Raw genomic sequence first — 15,920 nt, 5'->3', positions numbered from 1 at the left:
TGAAATTATGGCTTTAAGCAGGATCTGGTCGGCATTTATTATCGTGGCAATACTGGTAGCGGGGTTCAAAAGCATTTTCTGGGAGGACGCAAAGATCTTCAGCCGCATGGTCACCGGCCGGGCCGACGAAGCCTACGACAGCGTTTACTACCGGATGACGGGATCGCCCGAAGGCTCGGGCATTACCTCCACCGAAGGTTTTGTCAAATACCTGGGCGGCTACGGCTATGTGCCGGCCGACTCGGCCCACCCGGCCTCCGTACTCATCGCCGCTACCGAAACTTCCGACTCGGCTACCCTGCTGCAACAGGCCAACCCGGCCCTGCGGGTGTTCACCTACCGCTCCATCCAGTCGCGGCTGGTCAAAAAAGCCGACGGCATCATTGAAACCTGTAAAAGCGCCGTCAACATCAGCATCGGCCTGATCGGCATCATGGCCCTGTTTATGGGCTTTATGAGCATCGCCGAAAGGGCAGGGGGCATCCGCCTGCTGTCAAAGATCATCGGGCCCTTTTTCTCGCGCCTGTTCCCCGACCTGCCCAAGGACCACCCGGCCATGGGCCATATGATGATGAACTTTTCGGCCAACCTGCTGGGACTGGACAATGCCGCCACCCCCTTCGGCCTCAAGGCCATGCAAAGCCTGCAGGAGCTCAACCCCGATAAGGACACGGCCTCCAACGCCCAGATCATGTTCCTCTGCCTCCATGCCTCGGGACTGACGCTGATACCGGTCTCCATCATTGCGGCCCGGGCGGCGCTGAAGGCCCCCAACCCTACCGACATCTTCGTGCCCTGCATGATCGCCACCTTCGTGGCCACCATAGCGGCGATGGTGCTGGTGTCGCTGCGGCAGAAGATCCGCCTGTTCCAGCCCGTGATCCTGGCCTGGGTGGGAGGTATCTCGGCCGTGATCGCCCTGCTGGTCGTTTACCTGGTTTCCCTGAGCGCCGAGGAGGTGCAAATTTTTTCCAGCGTACTGAGCAACGGACTCATCCTGCTGATCTTCCTGCTGATCATCGGGGGAGCCCTGTATAAAAAGATCAATGTGTTCGACGCCTTTATCGAAGGAGCTAAAGGAGGCTTTGAAACGGCCGTCCGCATTATTCCCTACCTGGTGGGCATGCTGGTAGCCATCAGCATGCTGCGCACCAGTGGCACCTTCGACGTGATCATCAACGCCATGAAAACCTTTTTCGCCGCCCTGGGCGCCGACACCCGCTTCGTGGACGGCCTTCCCACGGCCCTGATCAAGCCCCTGAGCGGCAGCGGCGCCCGCGGCATGATGATCGACAGCATGAAGACCTTCGGCCCCGACTCCTTTGCCGGCCGCCTGTCGTGCATCCTGCAGGGTTCTTCCGATACCACCTTTTATGTCATCGCCGTTTATTTCGGCGCCGTCTCCGTCAGCAATACCCGCTATTCGATTGTCACCATGCTGCTGGCGGATCTCGTGGGGATCGTTACCTCTATTTTACTCTGTTATATGTTCTTCGGCGGATAGTTTACGAGTTTACGGGTTCCTGACGGGCGCCAGCAACTCGTAAACTTTATTAGAATGCGAACCGGGCGGAAACGCCCACCGCCGCCGGCTCGAAGAAGGTGTCTTTGAGCAGGTTCAGCTCGGGTTTCCAGTCGAGGGAAAAGTTGAGGGGCAGGGAAGGGATCTTGTAGTCGAGGCCCAGCACGCCCTGGGCGCCGAGGTTTTTGCGCTGGCTGAAGCCCACGTAGGCGCCGCCGCCGATGAACCAGTCCAGGCCGGTAGGGCCGATGGCGTTGTGCTTTTCCACCAGCAGGCCGATGGCTAAAGGGTCGAACGACAGCAGGCCTTCAAGGGCCGTGCTGCCGGTAAAGAAATGCTTAAAAGAAAGGGCGTTGTTGATCACCGCAGCGTTGGTGCTGAAGCGAATGCCCGCCGCGTTTTTATACCGCTGCGCTTTTACCGAAGAGCCGAGGAGCAGGAAAAAAAGGATCCCGCCAAAAGTTTTGAACTTGTTCATAAACGTTATCTGTGGGCTTGTAACGAATAGACCTATCATTAATTGCGGAACGGAAAAGAGAACGCCACGAACCCACAAAGCAACCGCACATCCATCAAACAAACTCGTGAACCTGTGAACTTGTGAACCCTGGAACCCTTTTCCTTACTCGAACAGCTCGTACTTTGTTTTGGGGCGGCGCTCTTCGAGCCATTGGAAATCCTTGAGCAGGGTTTCAGCAGGCTGGCGCTGCTTGATGGGGTAGAGCGAACCTTTTACCGAGCGGCGGAAAACGATCCGTGACAGCTCGCCGTTGGCGAAGTAGGCGTCGAGGATGTCGCTCTGGGTCTGGTTGACGCCGCTGAAGGCGCTGTCCTCGTCCTGGATAAAATAAACGGACTCGGCATAACCGTTGGCCCGGACCGAATCGATCAACCCCTCGTGGAAATAGCCATCCAGCCGGGTGGACTTGATTTGGTTAAAAATTCCTTTTTGCACCTCGTTGACCATGAAGCTGTTTTCAAAAACCTTTACCCGGTCGGCTTTGCGGTTGCGGGTGCGCAGGAAGATGGTGTCGCCGGTGATCTGGCTGCCATTGCTCCAGACCACGGGGCCCTGGAACAGCTGGAAGGTGGAATCGCGGAACGAATAAAACAAGCTATCGCTGACGGCCTGGACCGAATCGGAAAACACCCGTACGTGACGGAAGGCTTCGAAGTAGCGGTTGGAGGTATCGCTTTTGGCGGCCGGCGTCCTGGCTACAGGCTTTGCTGCCGGCGTTTTGGCTGCCCCAGCCTTGGGGTCGGGCGTCTTAGGGTCGGCACGGCGCCGGGCTACAGGAATCCCGGGCTTCCGGCGGAGGGTATCGGAGGGGCCTTCTACGGTGGGTTTACCCAACCCGGTGGCCCGCAGTTGTCCCACCCGCGCCCTAGCCGTATCGGACAGGGCGGCCGTGTCCGTAACCGGGCGAAGGGCAAGGACCGAGTCGGCAGCCACCGTGGCGGAGTCCGGCCGGGTAGGGGCGGAAAGGGTAGTATCGGAAACTGCTTCCTCCATCGTATCCGGCACGGCCTTTTCGGCGGCAGCGGCGGAATCAAGGGCGTCCCTTTCGGCGATGGTCAGCTGGTGCGGCCGGTGCAGGTCGGACAGCCGGGCGGAGAACAGGGTGTCGGCCGTAATATAAATGGAGTCGTTTTGCTGCTTGATGATCATCAGGGGCTTTACGGTAGCCAGGAAAGCCTCGTTGTGCTTGTTGACAAAGATCTCGTTGGCCAGGATGGAAATGCCCTTGGCGGTGTCCTTAACCACACCCCGGCCGCGGACCTGCACGATGCCCGAGGAGTCGTCATCGGCGATCTCGTCGCCGGTTACCGTCAACCCTTTGTCCACGATGGTGGTGCGCTTGGTAAACTGGGCCCGCCCGCCGCGGAGGTCGTAAGAGCCCTCGGAGGTACGGATGGTGCGCCCGCTGCTGTCGCGGATAAAGGTCTCGGCAATGAAGCGGGTGGTCTGCAGCTCCGTATTGTACAGCAGCGAGTCCGTGGTCAGGTGGTAAGCCGGGTCGTTCAGCACCACGTCCTTTTTAAAATAAACGTCGCGCAGGTCGGCATAGTAGATTCCTTCCCTGCTGGTGAGGACCGATTTCTTATTGACCACCTTGCCGCCCTTCGTATAGGTGCCGATCCGGCTGAGCATATCGTAGTCCAGCTCGTCGGTGGTCAGGGTGGCCTGGCCGTCGGACAGCTTGACCGCTCCCTGCAGGTGGGCCAGGCGGGTGTTGGTATGGTAACGCAGATAATTGGAATACACGTGGGCCGTATCGCTGTCGTTGATGTGGACATGGCCGAACGCCTCGAAGCGATTGGCGCTTTGGTTGATCACGCAGCTGTCGGCATAAAACAGGGTTGAGCCCTGCCGCAGCCGCACACTGCCCGACAATATCTGTACGGTAGTGGTATCGTTGATTTTCCGGAACGACATTTTTCCCGTAGGATGCAGGATCTCCACCGGCACCGTAGAATCGGCCGGAGCTCCGGTGAGCTGGGCAAAAAGAGGCGAACTGAATAAACAGGTTAGAAAAAGGAAAAGAAAAAAGAGTTTCAGCTTCATTTTTGGCTGGTTACGACAATAGTATCTTTAATGGTAGGGGCGGTCAGCGGTTCGCCTTTGTTCTTCCCGCCGAATACGGATATGTTCACATAGCGCTTGGGATGCACCCGCACGTCGTCGAGCAGTACTTCCAGGCTTAAGGCAGCCTGGTTCAGCTGGTTGTACAGCTTCTGATCGTTCATCAGCTTGCCCATGGTACCGTTCGGGTTGTTGAGGTTTTTATCAAAAGCGCTGACCGTGCTTTTTAATTGGCTGATCGTTCCCTCCAGGGCGGCAACGGTTTCCTGGATGCGGGCATTGGCCACATTGCTGGTAATGATCTCTACATTGCGGATGGACTGGGTGATCTGGTCATTGCTTTTGGCCAGGTTGCCGGTAACCGCGTTGAGGTTGGCCATGGCATGCGTCACCATACCGTTTTCGGTATCCAGCAAATGGCTCAGGTGTACCGAAGAGCGGGACAGGTTGGCGATCAGTGTCTGGATATTGGCATTGGTGGTGGGATCGAAAATGGAATTGATTTTCCCCAGTACATATTTCAGCGAATCCACCGTTTCGTTGACCCGGGTTACGGTAGGAGCGAACTGGGTCTTGATCTCGCTCAGCATATTGCCTTCGAGACGGGTGGCGATGGTATCGCCGGTTTGGAGATAACCGTTGGCGTTACCTTTGGCGATGGAAATAAAGGAAGAACCCACCAGGGAACCGTCGATATAAGCCACCGAGTTGGCGGGAATATTGATGTCCTGGTTCAGGTGGATTTCCACGATCACGTTATCTACTTCTTTGTTGGAGGGGCGGTAGTCGTAAACCGTTCCGATGGGCAGGCCGTTGATCTTGACCAGGTTGGATTTTTCCAGCGACCCGATATTTTTAAAAACAGCAAACAGGGTAGGCTGCTTATTAAAAATGGTTTTTCCTTTCAAAAAATTAAATCCGAGAACTAAAGCTAAAATAGAGCCTATCGCTAGAATACCAATCTTGGTTTCATTGTTGATCTTCATGAACGGTTTTTTTTCAAGGCAGTAGAGTGCCTATTGCGTGCCAAAGTAACGATAAAAAGGGAATTGGTTCATTGGTTCATTGGTTAATTAGGAATTACAGCTCTACGGTAGTAGCATAATTCCACTTCTGTACCGGCCTAATATCCCAATGAACCAATGAACGAATTCCTATCCTAATGGGCATGCTCATCCAGCGCTTTCAGGAAGGCATAGGTTTCCTTTTCGGTGGGCAGGCGGCGGGAGGAATGATTTTCCACCGGGGCCTGGTGTTTTTCCAGCCAGTCGATGTAGCCGCTTACGGCCTTGGTCACGCACTCGGCGATCTCCTGCTGGCCCTGCTCGCTGTTGAGGTAATCTTCTTCTTCGCGGTTGGTAATGTAGCCGGTTTCCACCAGGATGCTGGGCATGGCGGTGGCCTGCAGCACCCAGATGCCGACCTGGCGCTGCTGCTGTCCGCGGCTGGTGCGGCCTACCTTAATGAATTGTTCCTCCACCATGCCGGCAAGGGTGGAGCTTCTTTTAAAAAATTGCTTGGTCTTTAATAAGGAGAGGGCGATAAAGTCGGGGGAGTTGGGATCGATCTCGCCGTACTTTTCCTTGTAATTTTCCTCGGCGAACATGGGGGCGTTCTCACGGATGGCCACTTCCTTGTCGTCGTTCTTGTGCGAACCCCAGATGTAGGTTTCGGTGCCTTTGGCCGGGTTGGGGGTCGTATAATAACGGTATTGCGGAACTTGACGGGTAATTTTTTTGCGGCGCTTGCCTTTACCGGTATAGCTCACCACGGTTTTGTTACCGACAAATTCGCGGTGGGAGACGGGGGGCGCGGCGTTTACGTGGATGGAAATAAAGAGGTCGCCACGGTTCTGATTCGCAATCTGGGCACGGTCGCGAAGGTCTACGATGTTGCGGGTGGTGCGGGTTTGCACAATCTTGATCTCGGGGTGTTCGCGCGTGATCTGGCTGACCAGCTTTTGGGACACATCATAACAAATTTCATCCTCCCAGGAATAGCTGCCCTTGGCGCCGTTGTACCCACCGCTGGGCATGATCCCATGGCCTGCATCAATAATAATGGTACGCAGCACCTTTTGCTTTTTCTCAGAAAAGGCAAAAAGTGACGCAAAAAGAATGGTGCAGCAAAGGATCACTATTGTTTTCTTTAGCATATCAGATTTGTTTATCCGGTTTAGGCAATCTTCACTCCTTGTTATATAAGGTAAACGTTTAAATTTGTCCACCCCTTATGACAGGATCGCACAAATTTAGCTCAAAAAAATGCTCCTTATTTCTGGTTGTACTGGCAATTTGCTGTGCAATAACGTGGGAAAGTAAGGCCCGCCTTGTTAGCAGGAACGAAATTGGCAGCACTTTAACACTATTCGATACTATTCCGGTAAAAAGGGATACCACCCCCAAAAAAAGGGTTCGCCAGCGCACCATCGTGGATTCGGTGCTGGTGCGGTCGGATACCACCTTCATTAAAAAAGACACCACCATCTTCGTTCAGGATACCATCTTTCCCGGCCGGGATACCTTGCCCCAAAACGATACCCTGCCCGGAAAGGACAGCCTGGGCCGCCCGGTTGTAGGCGATTCCTTTGTCGTGAAAATGTCCAAGGACACCCTGGACGCCCCCGTGAATTATGAGGCGGAGGACAGTGTGGTGGTATTGGTACAGGGAAAAAAGATCCGCATGTACGGTAAGACCAAGACCGAATACAAGGATATTACCCTGACCGCTCCGCAGGTGGAAATGGACCAGCAGGCCAACATGATGACCGCCACGGCCGACCGGGACAGTACGGGCGCCATCGGCACCCGCGCCCGCTTTGTGCAGGGATCCAACGACTTCCAGAGCGATACCATCAAGTTTAACCCCAAAACCCAGAAGGGCCTGACCAAAAATACCTTCACCCAGCAGCAGGAAATGTTCGTGCAGGGCGAGGATGTCAAGAAGGTAGGCGAAAATACCGTCTTTATTCGCGGAGGGCGCTTTACTACCTGTAACCTCGACGAGCCCCACTTTGCCTTCCGCACCAACAAAATGAAGGTGATCGCCAATAAGCTGGCGGTGTCGGGGCCCACGCACCCCGAATTCGAAGGCGTGCCCGTGCCGATCTACCTGCCCTTTGGCCTGTTCCCACTCAGCCACGGCCGGCACTCGGGCCTGCTGCCGCCCCAGTTTACCGTGAACGACCAGTACGGCCTGGGCCTGGAAGGATTGGGTTATTATAAAGTGCTGAACGATCATATCGATGCCACCATCCGCGGCAATATTTACTCCTATGGCGGCTGGAACGCCAACCTTACCTCGAGCTACCGTACCCGGTACCGCTATAACGGGGCCTTCAACCTGAGCATCCAGCATACGAAATTCAACTTCAAGGGCGACCCGGACTACAACCTGTCCAAGACCTTTAATATTACCTGGAACCACAGCGTGGACCAGCGGGCACGGCCGGGGACCAACTTTTCGGCCAACGTGAACGCCGGCTCCACCCAGTACAACCGGTTTGTGGCCAATAACCCCAACCGAAACTTCCAGAACCAGTTGGGCTCCTCCATTGCCTATTCCAAAACCTGGGCGGGCAAGCCCTACAACCTGACGCTGAGCGCCAACCACAGCCAGAACAACAACACGAGGCTGATCAACGTGATCCTGCCCGACGGTAGCTTTACGGTGCAAACGCTTTATCCCTTCCAGAAAAAGGAAGCCGTAGGTACGCCCAAATGGTACGAGAAGCTGGGGGTTGGCTATAACGGTACGTTCCGCAACCAGTTGTCGTTTTACGATACCGCGGACCTGTCGGCCAACCGACTCCTGGATACCCTGCAATGGGGTGCCCGCCATAGCCTGCCTATTACGCTTTCCCTGCCTTCGCTGGGACCGCTGCTGGTGTCGCCCTTTGTGTCGTATGAAGAGGTATGGCTGCAGCGCCGGAGCCTGCTGACCTTTAATGACGTCACCAACAAGCTGGACACCTTCAGCCAGAAGGGCCTGTATACCGACCGCCAGGTATCCTTTGGCGTGGGCCTGAACACCAACGTCTTCGGCACCTACCAGTTCAAAAAAGCCCGGGTAGCGGCCCTGCGCCACGTGGTGCGTCCCACCCTGAGCATGAACTACCGCCCTGACCTTTCGAAAAGCCGCTGGCACGAGATCTACGCAGACTCGGCAAGGCAGAATAAGATTTCCTACTCCGAATTTTCCAACAACATTTTCAGCGGCTATTCGCAGGGACAGTTTGGCGGCATGTCGTTCGGCGTGGACAATAGCCTGGAAATGAAGTGGCGCTCGAAGAAGGATACCACCAACGGCGGCATCCGCAAGATCCGGCTGATCGACGGTTTCGGCTTCACCAGCGGTTACAACTTCCTGGCCGACACCATGCAGCTGCAGAACTTCAACCTCTACCTCCGCAGCACGCTCTTCGAAAAGATCAACCTGAACGTAAGCGGCCTGTTTATCCCTTACCAACTGAACCAGTTCGGGCAACCCACCCGGAACTATGCCTGGCAGGGTGATAAGTTCAGCCTGGGTACGCTGAGCTACGGCAGCATTTCGATGTCGACTTCGTTCCAGAGCAAGAAAGGGCAGGAGGACAAGCAGAAGGCAGGCCAGCACGGCAATGCCGGCCGCCTGCCGGTGGAAACCGATCCCACGCTCCTGGCCGACCAGCAGCAGTTGATGGATTACATGCGCCGCAACCCCGCCGAGTTCGTGGACTTCAACATTCCCTGGTCGATCAACCTGTCGTATTCGTTGAACTTCAACCGCCGGCCCAAAACGGATTATACCGGCTTTGAAACCGACCTGAACACCAACGTTTCGTTCAGCAACTCCTTTAACCTAACGCCCAAATGGAACTTCAGCACCAACGGGTATATGAACATGAAGTCGCTCAAGCTCGAAACCTTTACCATGTCCATTTCCCGTGACCTGCACTGCTGGCAGATGTCCATCAGCGTTACGCCGTTGGGCCTGCAGCGCTATTTCAGCTTTAACATCAACCCCAAATCGGGATTGTTACAGGACCTGAAGGTGAACCGTACCCGGACGTTCAGCAATTATTAATCGGCTGTCCGCTCCCCGGAGCATATTCAAAACACAGCTTTAATAGGAAGGGCTTAAAAGAGAGGATCCCACGGGTAATCTCTTTTAAGCCCTTCGTTCTTTTGCTGCCTGGAGAATGATATTTTCATCCAGCGTGTTTTTCCTGGCAGGAAAAACCTATTAGCTTGTTATTACTCCCGCTCCTTTTTCTTTACATAATACGCCTGCATGATCTCGAAGATTTCCTGCTTCAGCTCTTCGGTTGTTTTGCCCGCGGGGGAAACGGGGGGAAGGAAATGCATTTCCACTTTGTGGGGCCAGAAGAAAAAGGTTTGACCCCGGGGAAGCACAATGGCGGTATGATAGATCAGGGCGGGAATTACTTCTTTGCCGGTATCTATGGCCAGGCGGAAGGCGCCGTCGTGAAAGCGCTGCAGCGGCTGCTTTGTTTTGTTGCGGGTGCCTTCGGGGTAAATGCACATATGCAGTCCCATTTGCAGCACCTGCTTCATACGGGCATAGCTGGTCTTGCGGCTGTGCTCACTCTTACGGTCCACCAGCACGCTGCCGCTTTTATAGATGGTACCGAAAAGGGGAATACGCGACAGTTCAACCTTCGCAATGGTCTTATTGGGCCCGGGGATGCCGGGGCTGCAGAGGGGCACATCCATAAATGAATTGTGGTTGCACACCACGATATAATTTTCGCCCTTTTGAAAATGCTCCCTTCCCTTAAAAATCCGCCGCACGCCGGTAAAAAAGAAAAAGAAGTTCATCCACACCCGGAATATCCGGAACACATTGCGGGTCCGCCGGGGCTCGGGCTGCAGGGAGATCAGCCATACGGGCAGGATCACCACCAGCAGCGAAGCAACAAATACCAACGCCGCCCAAACGGCAAACAGCCTTCCCAGGATACTTTTAATCACCTTCATGCTCTAAGAATAACAACACAAATAAAACGAATCCCCGGAATTAATTGATGGCCCAGTCGATCGGGTCGATGCCCTGCTTCACCAGGTATTCATTGGTCTTGGAAAAATGGCGGCAGCCGAAGAAGCCGTTGCGGGCCGAAAGCGGGGAGGGGTGGGCTGCCTTTAATATATGGTGCTTCCTGCCGTCGATCAGGGCTTTTTTCTCCTGGGCAAAACGGCCCCACAACAGGAACACCACGTGCTCCCGGCCGGCCGACACTTTTTCGATGACCGTATTGGTAAACTGTTCCCAGCCGATCTTCGAATGGCTCATGGGCTCGCCGGCCCTCACGGTCAGCGACGCATTGAGCAACAGCACCCCCTGGTCGGCCCAGTGCTGCAGGTTGCCATGGGGCGGCAGGGGCACGCCGGTATCTTCATGCAGTTCTTTGAAAATATTCACCAGCGAAGGCGGCGGCGGCACGCCTTTTTGCACCGAAAAGCTCAGGCCGTGGGCCTGGTTGGGTCCATGATACGGATCCTGTCCCAGCAGCACTACTTTCACCTGGCCGTAGGGGGTAGAATTAAAGGCATTGAAAATCAGGGACCCCGGCGGATAAATGACCTTTCCCTGCGTCTTCTCGGTGCGCAGGTGCTCGGCTATCTGTTTGAAATAAGGCTTATTGAACTCTTCTTTTAATACTTCCTTCCACGAAGCTTCGATCTGAACACTCATCGTCCGCGAATTTTGGGCTGAAGATAACTAGAGTTCCCGAGTCCGCAAGTTCACTTGTTCACAAGTTCCGCCTGCCCCAAATTCCAAATCAACAAATTAACCAATCAACCAATTCCCTGCCTCCCCGGCCACTCTCTTCACACGACTCGCTATTTTCTCCTACTTTTGCCGCTCCTTTATGCAGCCTATTCAGAAGATATATCCCCAGATCAGTCAGCCCAGGCGCGTCGCCATTACCATGCACCAGAAACCCGATGCCGATGCCATGGGCTCGGTGCTCGGCCTCTATCACTTCCTGGTACAGTTCGGACATACCGTCCAGGTAATCTCCCCGACCAACTGGGCCCGCTGGCTCGACTGGATGCCCGGAGTGGCCGACGTGCTGGATTATGAACTCCACCGGTCCAAGGCCGACGAATTCCTGGACAGTGCCCAGTGGCTGTTCTGCCTCGACTTCAACCATTTCGGACGGACCAAAAGCCTGGCCGCCAAGCTGGAGGCGATGAGTTGCGAGAAGATCCTTATCGACCACCACCAGGAACCCGATGCCGCCAACTTTCACTACGGTGAATCCAATACGGCCAAAAGCTCTACCTGTGAAATGGTGTACGATTTCATCGTGGGCTCGGGCAACCGCGACAAGGTCAACAAGGTCATTGCCGAGTGCCTGTATGCCGGCGTGGTAGCCGATACCGGCTCGTTCCGCTTTTCCTCCACCGGTGCCACGGTGCACCATATGGTGGCTTCCCTGAAAGAGCAGGGGCTGGAGCATGCCAAGGTGCACGAAGCCCTGTACGACAATTTTTTGGAGAACCGCCTGCGCTTCCTGGGTCATGTCCTCAGCAACCGCATGGAAGTGTATTACGAGCTGAACACCGCCCTGGTGTACATATCGAAAGGCGACTTGCTGAAATACAATATCAAAACCGGCGATACCGAAGGACTGGTCAACTACCCGCTTTCCATCCAGGGCATTAAGCTCGTGGGCTTCGTAGTGGACCGCGACGAGGAACGCAAATGGTCGTTCCGCAGCAAGGGCGCCTTCGACTGCAACACCTTTGCCCGCAGATACTTCGAAGGTGGCGGCCACTACAATGCCGCCGGCGGCCGCGACAGCGAGCCCCTGGACAAGACCATCCAGAAATTCATGAAGGCCATCCGGGAAAATAAAAATCTTTTACAATAAACAAAAAACCAATGCGATCAGTAAAATTCCTTTTCAGTGCGGCAGCGATTGCAGGAATCATGAGCAGTTGCGGCAACGTGGACTTTAAAAAAACCAAAGGCGGGATGCCCTACAAGCTGTATCCCAGCAAAAGCGGCCAGAAGCTGGCGGCAGGCAATTTCGTGAAAGTCAACTTTACCCAAAAGATCAACGACAGCGTTCTCTTTACCACTTACGATAAATCGCCGGTTTACTTCCCGGTCAGCGCCGAATCACAGCCTTACGATATCTCCGAACTGATCCCCACCCTCAAAGTAGGCGACAGCGTGTATGCCGTGCAACTGATCGACACCTTCATGAAGCGCAACCCCGGCGGCATTCCGCCCCAGTTTAAAAAAGGCGACAAGCTGATCTCTACCATCAAGATCGAAGGCGTCTTCAAATCGCAGGAAGAAGCCCAGCAGGACGAAGCCAAAGAGCGCAGCGCCGCCTTCGGCCGCGATACCAAGGTACAAGGCCAGCTCACCAAAGACATCAAAGCCATCAACGACTACCTGTCCAAGAACAACATTACCGCTAACAAAACCGGCAACGGTACCTATGTACAGGTGCTGACCCCCGGTACCGGTCCCAAGGTGGAAATGGGCAAGTTCCTGAAGCTCCGCTACAAAGGCACCGTGATGAGCAACGGCAAAGAATTTGACTCCAACATGGACGGCAAAAAGCCCACCCTTGACTTCGTGCTGGCCGAAGGCGGCATGATCAAAGGTTTCGTGGAAGGTCTGCAGCCCCTGAGCCAGGGAGCCAAGGCCCGCCTGTTTATTCCCTCGGCCCTCGGATACGGCGAAAATGCCCCTCCGCAGATCGGACCGAACGAAAACCTGATCTTCGATGTGGAGGTCCTGGAAGTGAGCGCACCGCCTTCAACGCCAAATATGGCCCCTTCACCGACAGAAGACACGACTCACGCGCATTAATTAAATTCCGATAGTAATTTTTTGCAATTTTACGGCTCATCCAACGATGGGCCGTTTTTCTTGGTTCATCCGGATGAAAAAGTCCCGTTTTTGATCCAATTGTCCTGATGAGTCCATCGCTACCGTAGCGAGAAACCTATATCCGAAAACTATTATCCTATACCTATTGAAAGCCATTACCATCCAGTATATATGGCTTCCCTAAAAATGAGCTAAGTAAATAGAGCACGACGGTGCTCTTTTATTTTTTAGGACCCTCCCGACTTTTTAAATGTTCTGAACCCTGGAATTGTCCGACTGCCGCAGCGCCTGAACCAGCCTTATCGCCTGCACTGCCTCCTTGACATCGTGGACCCGCAAAAGATGGGCGCCATGGAGCAGGCTGATGGTATTGACCACCGTGGTGCCGTTCAGTGCCTCTTCGGCGGTAACCCCCAGGGTTTTGTATACCGTCCCCTTCCGCGACAGGCCCACCAGCAGGGGTTTGTTCAATTGCTCGAAGTACCGGAGGCCGGACAGCAGCTGGAAGTTATGGGCGATGGTCTTGCCAAAGCCAAAGCCGGGGTCGATGATGATATCGTTGATGCCCGCCTGGTGCAGCCCGGCCATTTTTTCATTCAGCGCATCAAATACTTCCGTCACCACGTTTTGATAAACCGGGTTTTGCTGCATATTCTCAAGCGTACCCTGTATATGCATGAGCACATACGGCACCTGCAGCTCCGCCACGGTGGGGATCAGCTCCGGGTCGATGCCGCCGGCAGTCACGTCGTTGATGATGGAGGCGCCGGCCTGCACGGTTTCGCGGGCCACCCGGGCATAATAGGTATCGATGGACAGGGGCGTTTCGGGAAAGCGCCGGTGGAGGGCCTCCACGGCCGGCAGCACCCGGGCCAGCTCTTCCTCCATGGCTACCCGCTGGCTGTTGGGGCGGGTGCTTTGCCCGCCGATGTCGAGCAGGGCGGCGCCGTCACGGATCATCTCCTCCGCCCGGAACAGCAGGGCATCGGTCTGGCTGACACGACTGCCGGCAAAAAACGAGTCCGGCGTGGTATTGATAATGCCCATCACCAGCGGCTCGTCCATCACCAGCAACCGGCCGTTACAATTCAGCGATTTCATATGCGGGATTTGCTACTTTTGGGCCGAAAGTATAATAATCGATCCATAAATGTTCATGCAAACAGTTCAATCCAATACGGAGCAGCAGTACGACAGGGTAGTAGATCAATGCCGGGATATCTTTTTCAAAAAAACGCGGGATTACGGCACCGCCTGGAGGGTATTGCGCACCATTTCCATTGCCGACCAGCTGTATATCAAGGCTTATCGCATCCGCACCATCCAGGAAACCGGTCACCAGAAGATCGGGGACAGCATTGCCTCGGAGTTTGTCGGCATTGTGAACTATGCGGTCATCGGCCTTATCCAGCTGGAGTTGCCGGTGGATGCGCCGGAAGAGCTGACACCTGAGGATGCCCTTCATTTTTACAACAAACAGATCGCTACGGCCCGCAGCCTGATGCAGGCCAAGAACCACGATTATGGCGAAGCCTGGCGCCAGCTGTCGCAGGAAAGCTTTGTCGACCTCATCCTCATGAAGCTGCAGCGCATGCGCCAGATCGTGGCCAACAAAGGCGCCACCCTCATCAGCGAAGGCCTGGATGCCAACTACCTCGACATGATCAACTATGCCGTTTTTGCCCAGATCCTGCAATCCGAAACCCACAACTAAGTTCGCATGAAAACCCTGACCAACGTTATCCGCGTCTTTGTCGGCGTCCTGTTCATCATTTCGGGGCTGGTCAAAGTCAACGACCCCCTCGGACTCACCTACAAAATGCAGGAGTTTTTCGAGATTTGGAATGCCGGCCTGGCCACTTCCGGCTTTTTCCTCAAAAGTCCCCTCATGGCCCTGTTCGATTTCCTGCACGAGCACTCCCTGGCCCTGTCCGTGGCCATGAACGCTTTGGAGATCATGGCCGGCGTGGCCCTGCTGCTGGGCTGGGCCCGCAACTTCGTTCTAAAGCTACTGCTGCTGCTGATGGTCTTTTTCACCTTTTTGACCGCCTATGCCTATTTATCGGGTAAGTTCCGCAGCTGCGGCTGCTTTGGCGACTGCCTGCCCATCCCGCCCTTTACTTCCTTCCTCAAGGACGTACTGCTGCTGGTGATGATCATCTTCCTGAATATTTACCAACGCTATATCCTGCCCGTAGCGGCCCCGCCGGTCCGCACGGCGGTGCTCGGGCTGTTTTTGCTGATCAGCCTGGGAGGCCAGTGGTATGTATTAAATTATTTGCCGGTGGTGGATTGCCTGCCCTTTAAGAAAGGCGCCAACATTCTCCGGCAGATGCAGATTCCTCCCGGGTCCATACCCGACAGCTTTGCCATCCGCTTCGTATACGAAAAAGGAGGGAAGCAGTTCGAATTCTCCCCCGAGCAATTACCGGCCGACCTGGGCACCTATACCTTTAAAGAACGTACCGACAAGCTGGTGCGGCAAGGCAATGCCGAGCCGCCCATTAAAGGGTTTGCGCTGATGGGTCCCAACATGGACTCCACCCGGCTGGTGATGGCCCAGCCCGCCTGCCTGCTGCTGTTCTGGGAAAACCAGTCCCGCCCCCTGAAAAGCTGGGCCGCCGATTTTCAACAGGTGTCGGCCGCCGCCGCCGCCAAAGGTCTGCCCGTGTACGTGGCCACCGCCATGCCCGTGGAAAAAGCAGCGGACCTGCTGGCCCGCAACGGCATCACTAACGTCCAGCTCTTTTCCTGCGACGTGACGGCCATCCGCACCGCGGCCCGCACCAACCCCTGCCTGTACCTGCTCAAGGGCGGCACGGTGCAGGAGAAATACAGTTACCGGGAAATGGAGAAGGTGGTGGGGGAGCTCTGAAAGTTCCTGAGTTTATGAGTTCCTGGGTTGGAGGGAAGGGGTCTTTTTCAGCATGTATGAAGATTATGATATAATCTTTTTCC

Annotated in this window: 13 protein-coding genes; 6 read left to right on the top strand and 7 right to left on the bottom strand. The window is 55.0% G+C overall.

Annotated features, from left to right (window positions below; translation table 11 throughout):
• Window positions 1-7 precede the first annotated feature (7 nt).
• Window positions 8-1,504: a nucleoside recognition domain-containing protein gene (locus V9K67_RS01485; RefSeq protein ID WP_336719562.1), complete on the top strand. Its 1,497-nt coding sequence runs from the start codon at window positions 8-10 to the stop codon at window positions 1,502-1,504.
• A 49-nt stretch (window positions 1,505-1,553) separates the two neighbouring features.
• On the opposite strand, the gene V9K67_RS01480 is transcribed toward V9K67_RS01485, so the two are convergent.
• The 4 genes from V9K67_RS01480 to V9K67_RS01465 all read right to left on the bottom strand — a co-directional run bounded on the left by V9K67_RS01480 (window position 1,554) and on the right by V9K67_RS01465 (window position 6,261).
• Window positions 1,554-2,000, bottom strand: a complete 447-nt coding sequence (locus V9K67_RS01480; protein WP_336719561.1) for a hypothetical protein — start codon at window positions 1,998-2,000, stop codon at window positions 1,554-1,556.
• Between the two features lie 144 nt (window positions 2,001-2,144).
• On the bottom strand, window positions 2,145-4,088 hold the full coding sequence (locus tag V9K67_RS01475; protein ID WP_336719560.1) for an OstA-like protein: 1,944 nt from the start codon (window positions 4,086-4,088) through the stop codon (window positions 2,145-2,147).
• Complete coding sequence (locus tag V9K67_RS01470; protein WP_489753309.1) at window positions 4,085-5,092, bottom strand: MlaD family protein; 1,008 nt, start codon at window positions 5,090-5,092, stop codon at window positions 4,085-4,087. Before V9K67_RS01470 ends, V9K67_RS01475 begins: the two co-directional genes overlap by 4 nt.
• Before the next feature lie 173 nt (window positions 5,093-5,265).
• Window positions 5,266-6,261 carry an N-acetylmuramoyl-L-alanine amidase family protein gene (locus tag V9K67_RS01465; RefSeq protein WP_336719557.1) on the bottom strand — a complete coding sequence of 332 codons (996 nt, stop codon included), beginning with the start codon at window positions 6,259-6,261 and terminating at the stop codon, window positions 5,266-5,268.
• Between the two features lie 275 nt (window positions 6,262-6,536).
• Here V9K67_RS01465 and V9K67_RS01460 point away from each other — a divergent pair, with 275 nt between their 5' ends.
• Window positions 6,537-9,170, top strand: a complete 2,634-nt coding sequence (locus tag V9K67_RS01460; protein WP_336719556.1) for a putative LPS assembly protein LptD — start codon at window positions 6,537-6,539, stop codon at window positions 9,168-9,170.
• 170 nt (window positions 9,171-9,340) lie between these two features.
• Here the strand turns inward: V9K67_RS01460 and V9K67_RS01455 are convergent, their stop codons facing one another.
• Window positions 9,341-10,084 (bottom strand): lysophospholipid acyltransferase family protein, encoded by a 744-nt coding sequence (locus V9K67_RS01455; protein ID WP_336719555.1) that lies wholly within the window; start codon window positions 10,082-10,084, stop codon window positions 9,341-9,343.
• 40 nt (window positions 10,085-10,124) lie between these two features.
• Window positions 10,125-10,799, bottom strand: coding sequence for a uracil-DNA glycosylase (gene ung, locus V9K67_RS01450; RefSeq protein WP_336719553.1), 675 nt, complete (start codon window positions 10,797-10,799; stop codon window positions 10,125-10,127).
• Between the two features lie 178 nt (window positions 10,800-10,977).
• On the opposite strand from ung, the gene V9K67_RS01445 reads away from it, so the two are divergent.
• Window positions 10,978-11,985 carry a DHH family phosphoesterase gene (locus V9K67_RS01445; protein WP_336719552.1) on the top strand — a complete coding sequence of 336 codons (1,008 nt, stop codon included), beginning with the start codon at window positions 10,978-10,980 and terminating at the stop codon, window positions 11,983-11,985.
• Window positions 11,986-11,996: 11 nt separating this feature from the next.
• Complete coding sequence (locus tag V9K67_RS01440; protein ID WP_336719551.1) at window positions 11,997-12,941, top strand: FKBP-type peptidyl-prolyl cis-trans isomerase; 945 nt, start codon at window positions 11,997-11,999, stop codon at window positions 12,939-12,941.
• Window positions 12,942-13,208: 267 nt separating this feature from the next.
• Here the strand turns inward: V9K67_RS01440 and folP are convergent, their stop codons facing one another.
• The gene (gene folP, locus V9K67_RS01435) at window positions 13,209-14,063 is read right to left on the bottom strand and encodes a dihydropteroate synthase (RefSeq protein ID WP_336719550.1); all 855 of its coding nucleotides are present in this window, start codon (window positions 14,061-14,063) and stop codon (window positions 13,209-13,211) included.
• Between the two features lie 55 nt (window positions 14,064-14,118).
• On the opposite strand from folP, the gene V9K67_RS01430 reads away from it, so the two are divergent.
• Together V9K67_RS01430 and V9K67_RS01425 are read left to right on the top strand one after the other, a co-directional pair.
• Window positions 14,119-14,676 (top strand): DUF1599 domain-containing protein, encoded by a 558-nt coding sequence (locus V9K67_RS01430; RefSeq protein WP_336719549.1) that lies wholly within the window; start codon window positions 14,119-14,121, stop codon window positions 14,674-14,676.
• Between the two features lie 6 nt (window positions 14,677-14,682).
• Window positions 14,683-15,837, top strand: coding sequence for a BT_3928 family protein (locus V9K67_RS01425; RefSeq protein WP_336719548.1), 1,155 nt, complete (start codon window positions 14,683-14,685; stop codon window positions 15,835-15,837).
• Window positions 15,838-15,920 lie beyond the last annotated feature (83 nt).

Origin of the sequence: Huijunlia imazamoxiresistens (assembly GCF_037132455.1) — a bacterium.
Lineage (GTDB): Bacteria > Bacteroidota > Bacteroidia > Chitinophagales > Chitinophagaceae > Flavisolibacter > Flavisolibacter imazamoxiresistens.
Note: the sequence above shows the minus strand (reverse complement) of the source record. Positions and strands in the feature narration are given on the sequence as shown.

Excerpts from the sequence above, each read along its gene's own strand:
- ung (WP_336719553.1), bottom strand. The coding sequence starts at position 10,799 with ATGAGTGTTCAGATCGAAGCTTCGTGGAAGGAAGTATTAAAAGAAGAG.
- V9K67_RS01430 (WP_336719549.1), top strand. The coding sequence starts at position 14,119 with ATGCAAACAGTTCAATCCAATACGGAGCAGCAGTACGACAGGGTAGTA.
- V9K67_RS01475 (WP_336719560.1), bottom strand. The coding sequence starts at position 4,088 with ATGAAGCTGAAACTCTTTTTTCTTTTCCTTTTTCTAACCTGTTTATTC.
- V9K67_RS01445 (WP_336719552.1), top strand. The coding sequence starts at position 10,978 with ATGCAGCCTATTCAGAAGATATATCCCCAGATCAGTCAGCCCAGGCGC.
- V9K67_RS01480 (WP_336719561.1), bottom strand. The coding sequence starts at position 2,000 with ATGAACAAGTTCAAAACTTTTGGCGGGATCCTTTTTTTCCTGCTCCTC.
- V9K67_RS01470 (WP_489753309.1), bottom strand. The coding sequence starts at position 5,092 with ATGAAGATCAACAATGAAACCAAGATTGGTATTCTAGCGATAGGCTCT.
- V9K67_RS01425 (WP_336719548.1), top strand. The coding sequence starts at position 14,683 with ATGAAAACCCTGACCAACGTTATCCGCGTCTTTGTCGGCGTCCTGTTC.
- V9K67_RS01455 (WP_336719555.1), bottom strand. The coding sequence starts at position 10,084 with ATGAAGGTGATTAAAAGTATCCTGGGAAGGCTGTTTGCCGTTTGGGCG.
- V9K67_RS01485 (WP_336719562.1), top strand. The coding sequence starts at position 8 with ATGGCTTTAAGCAGGATCTGGTCGGCATTTATTATCGTGGCAATACTG.
- V9K67_RS01465 (WP_336719557.1), bottom strand. The coding sequence starts at position 6,261 with ATGCTAAAGAAAACAATAGTGATCCTTTGCTGCACCATTCTTTTTGCG.
- folP (WP_336719550.1), bottom strand. The coding sequence starts at position 14,063 with ATGAAATCGCTGAATTGTAACGGCCGGTTGCTGGTGATGGACGAGCCG.
- V9K67_RS01440 (WP_336719551.1), top strand. The coding sequence starts at position 11,997 with ATGCGATCAGTAAAATTCCTTTTCAGTGCGGCAGCGATTGCAGGAATC.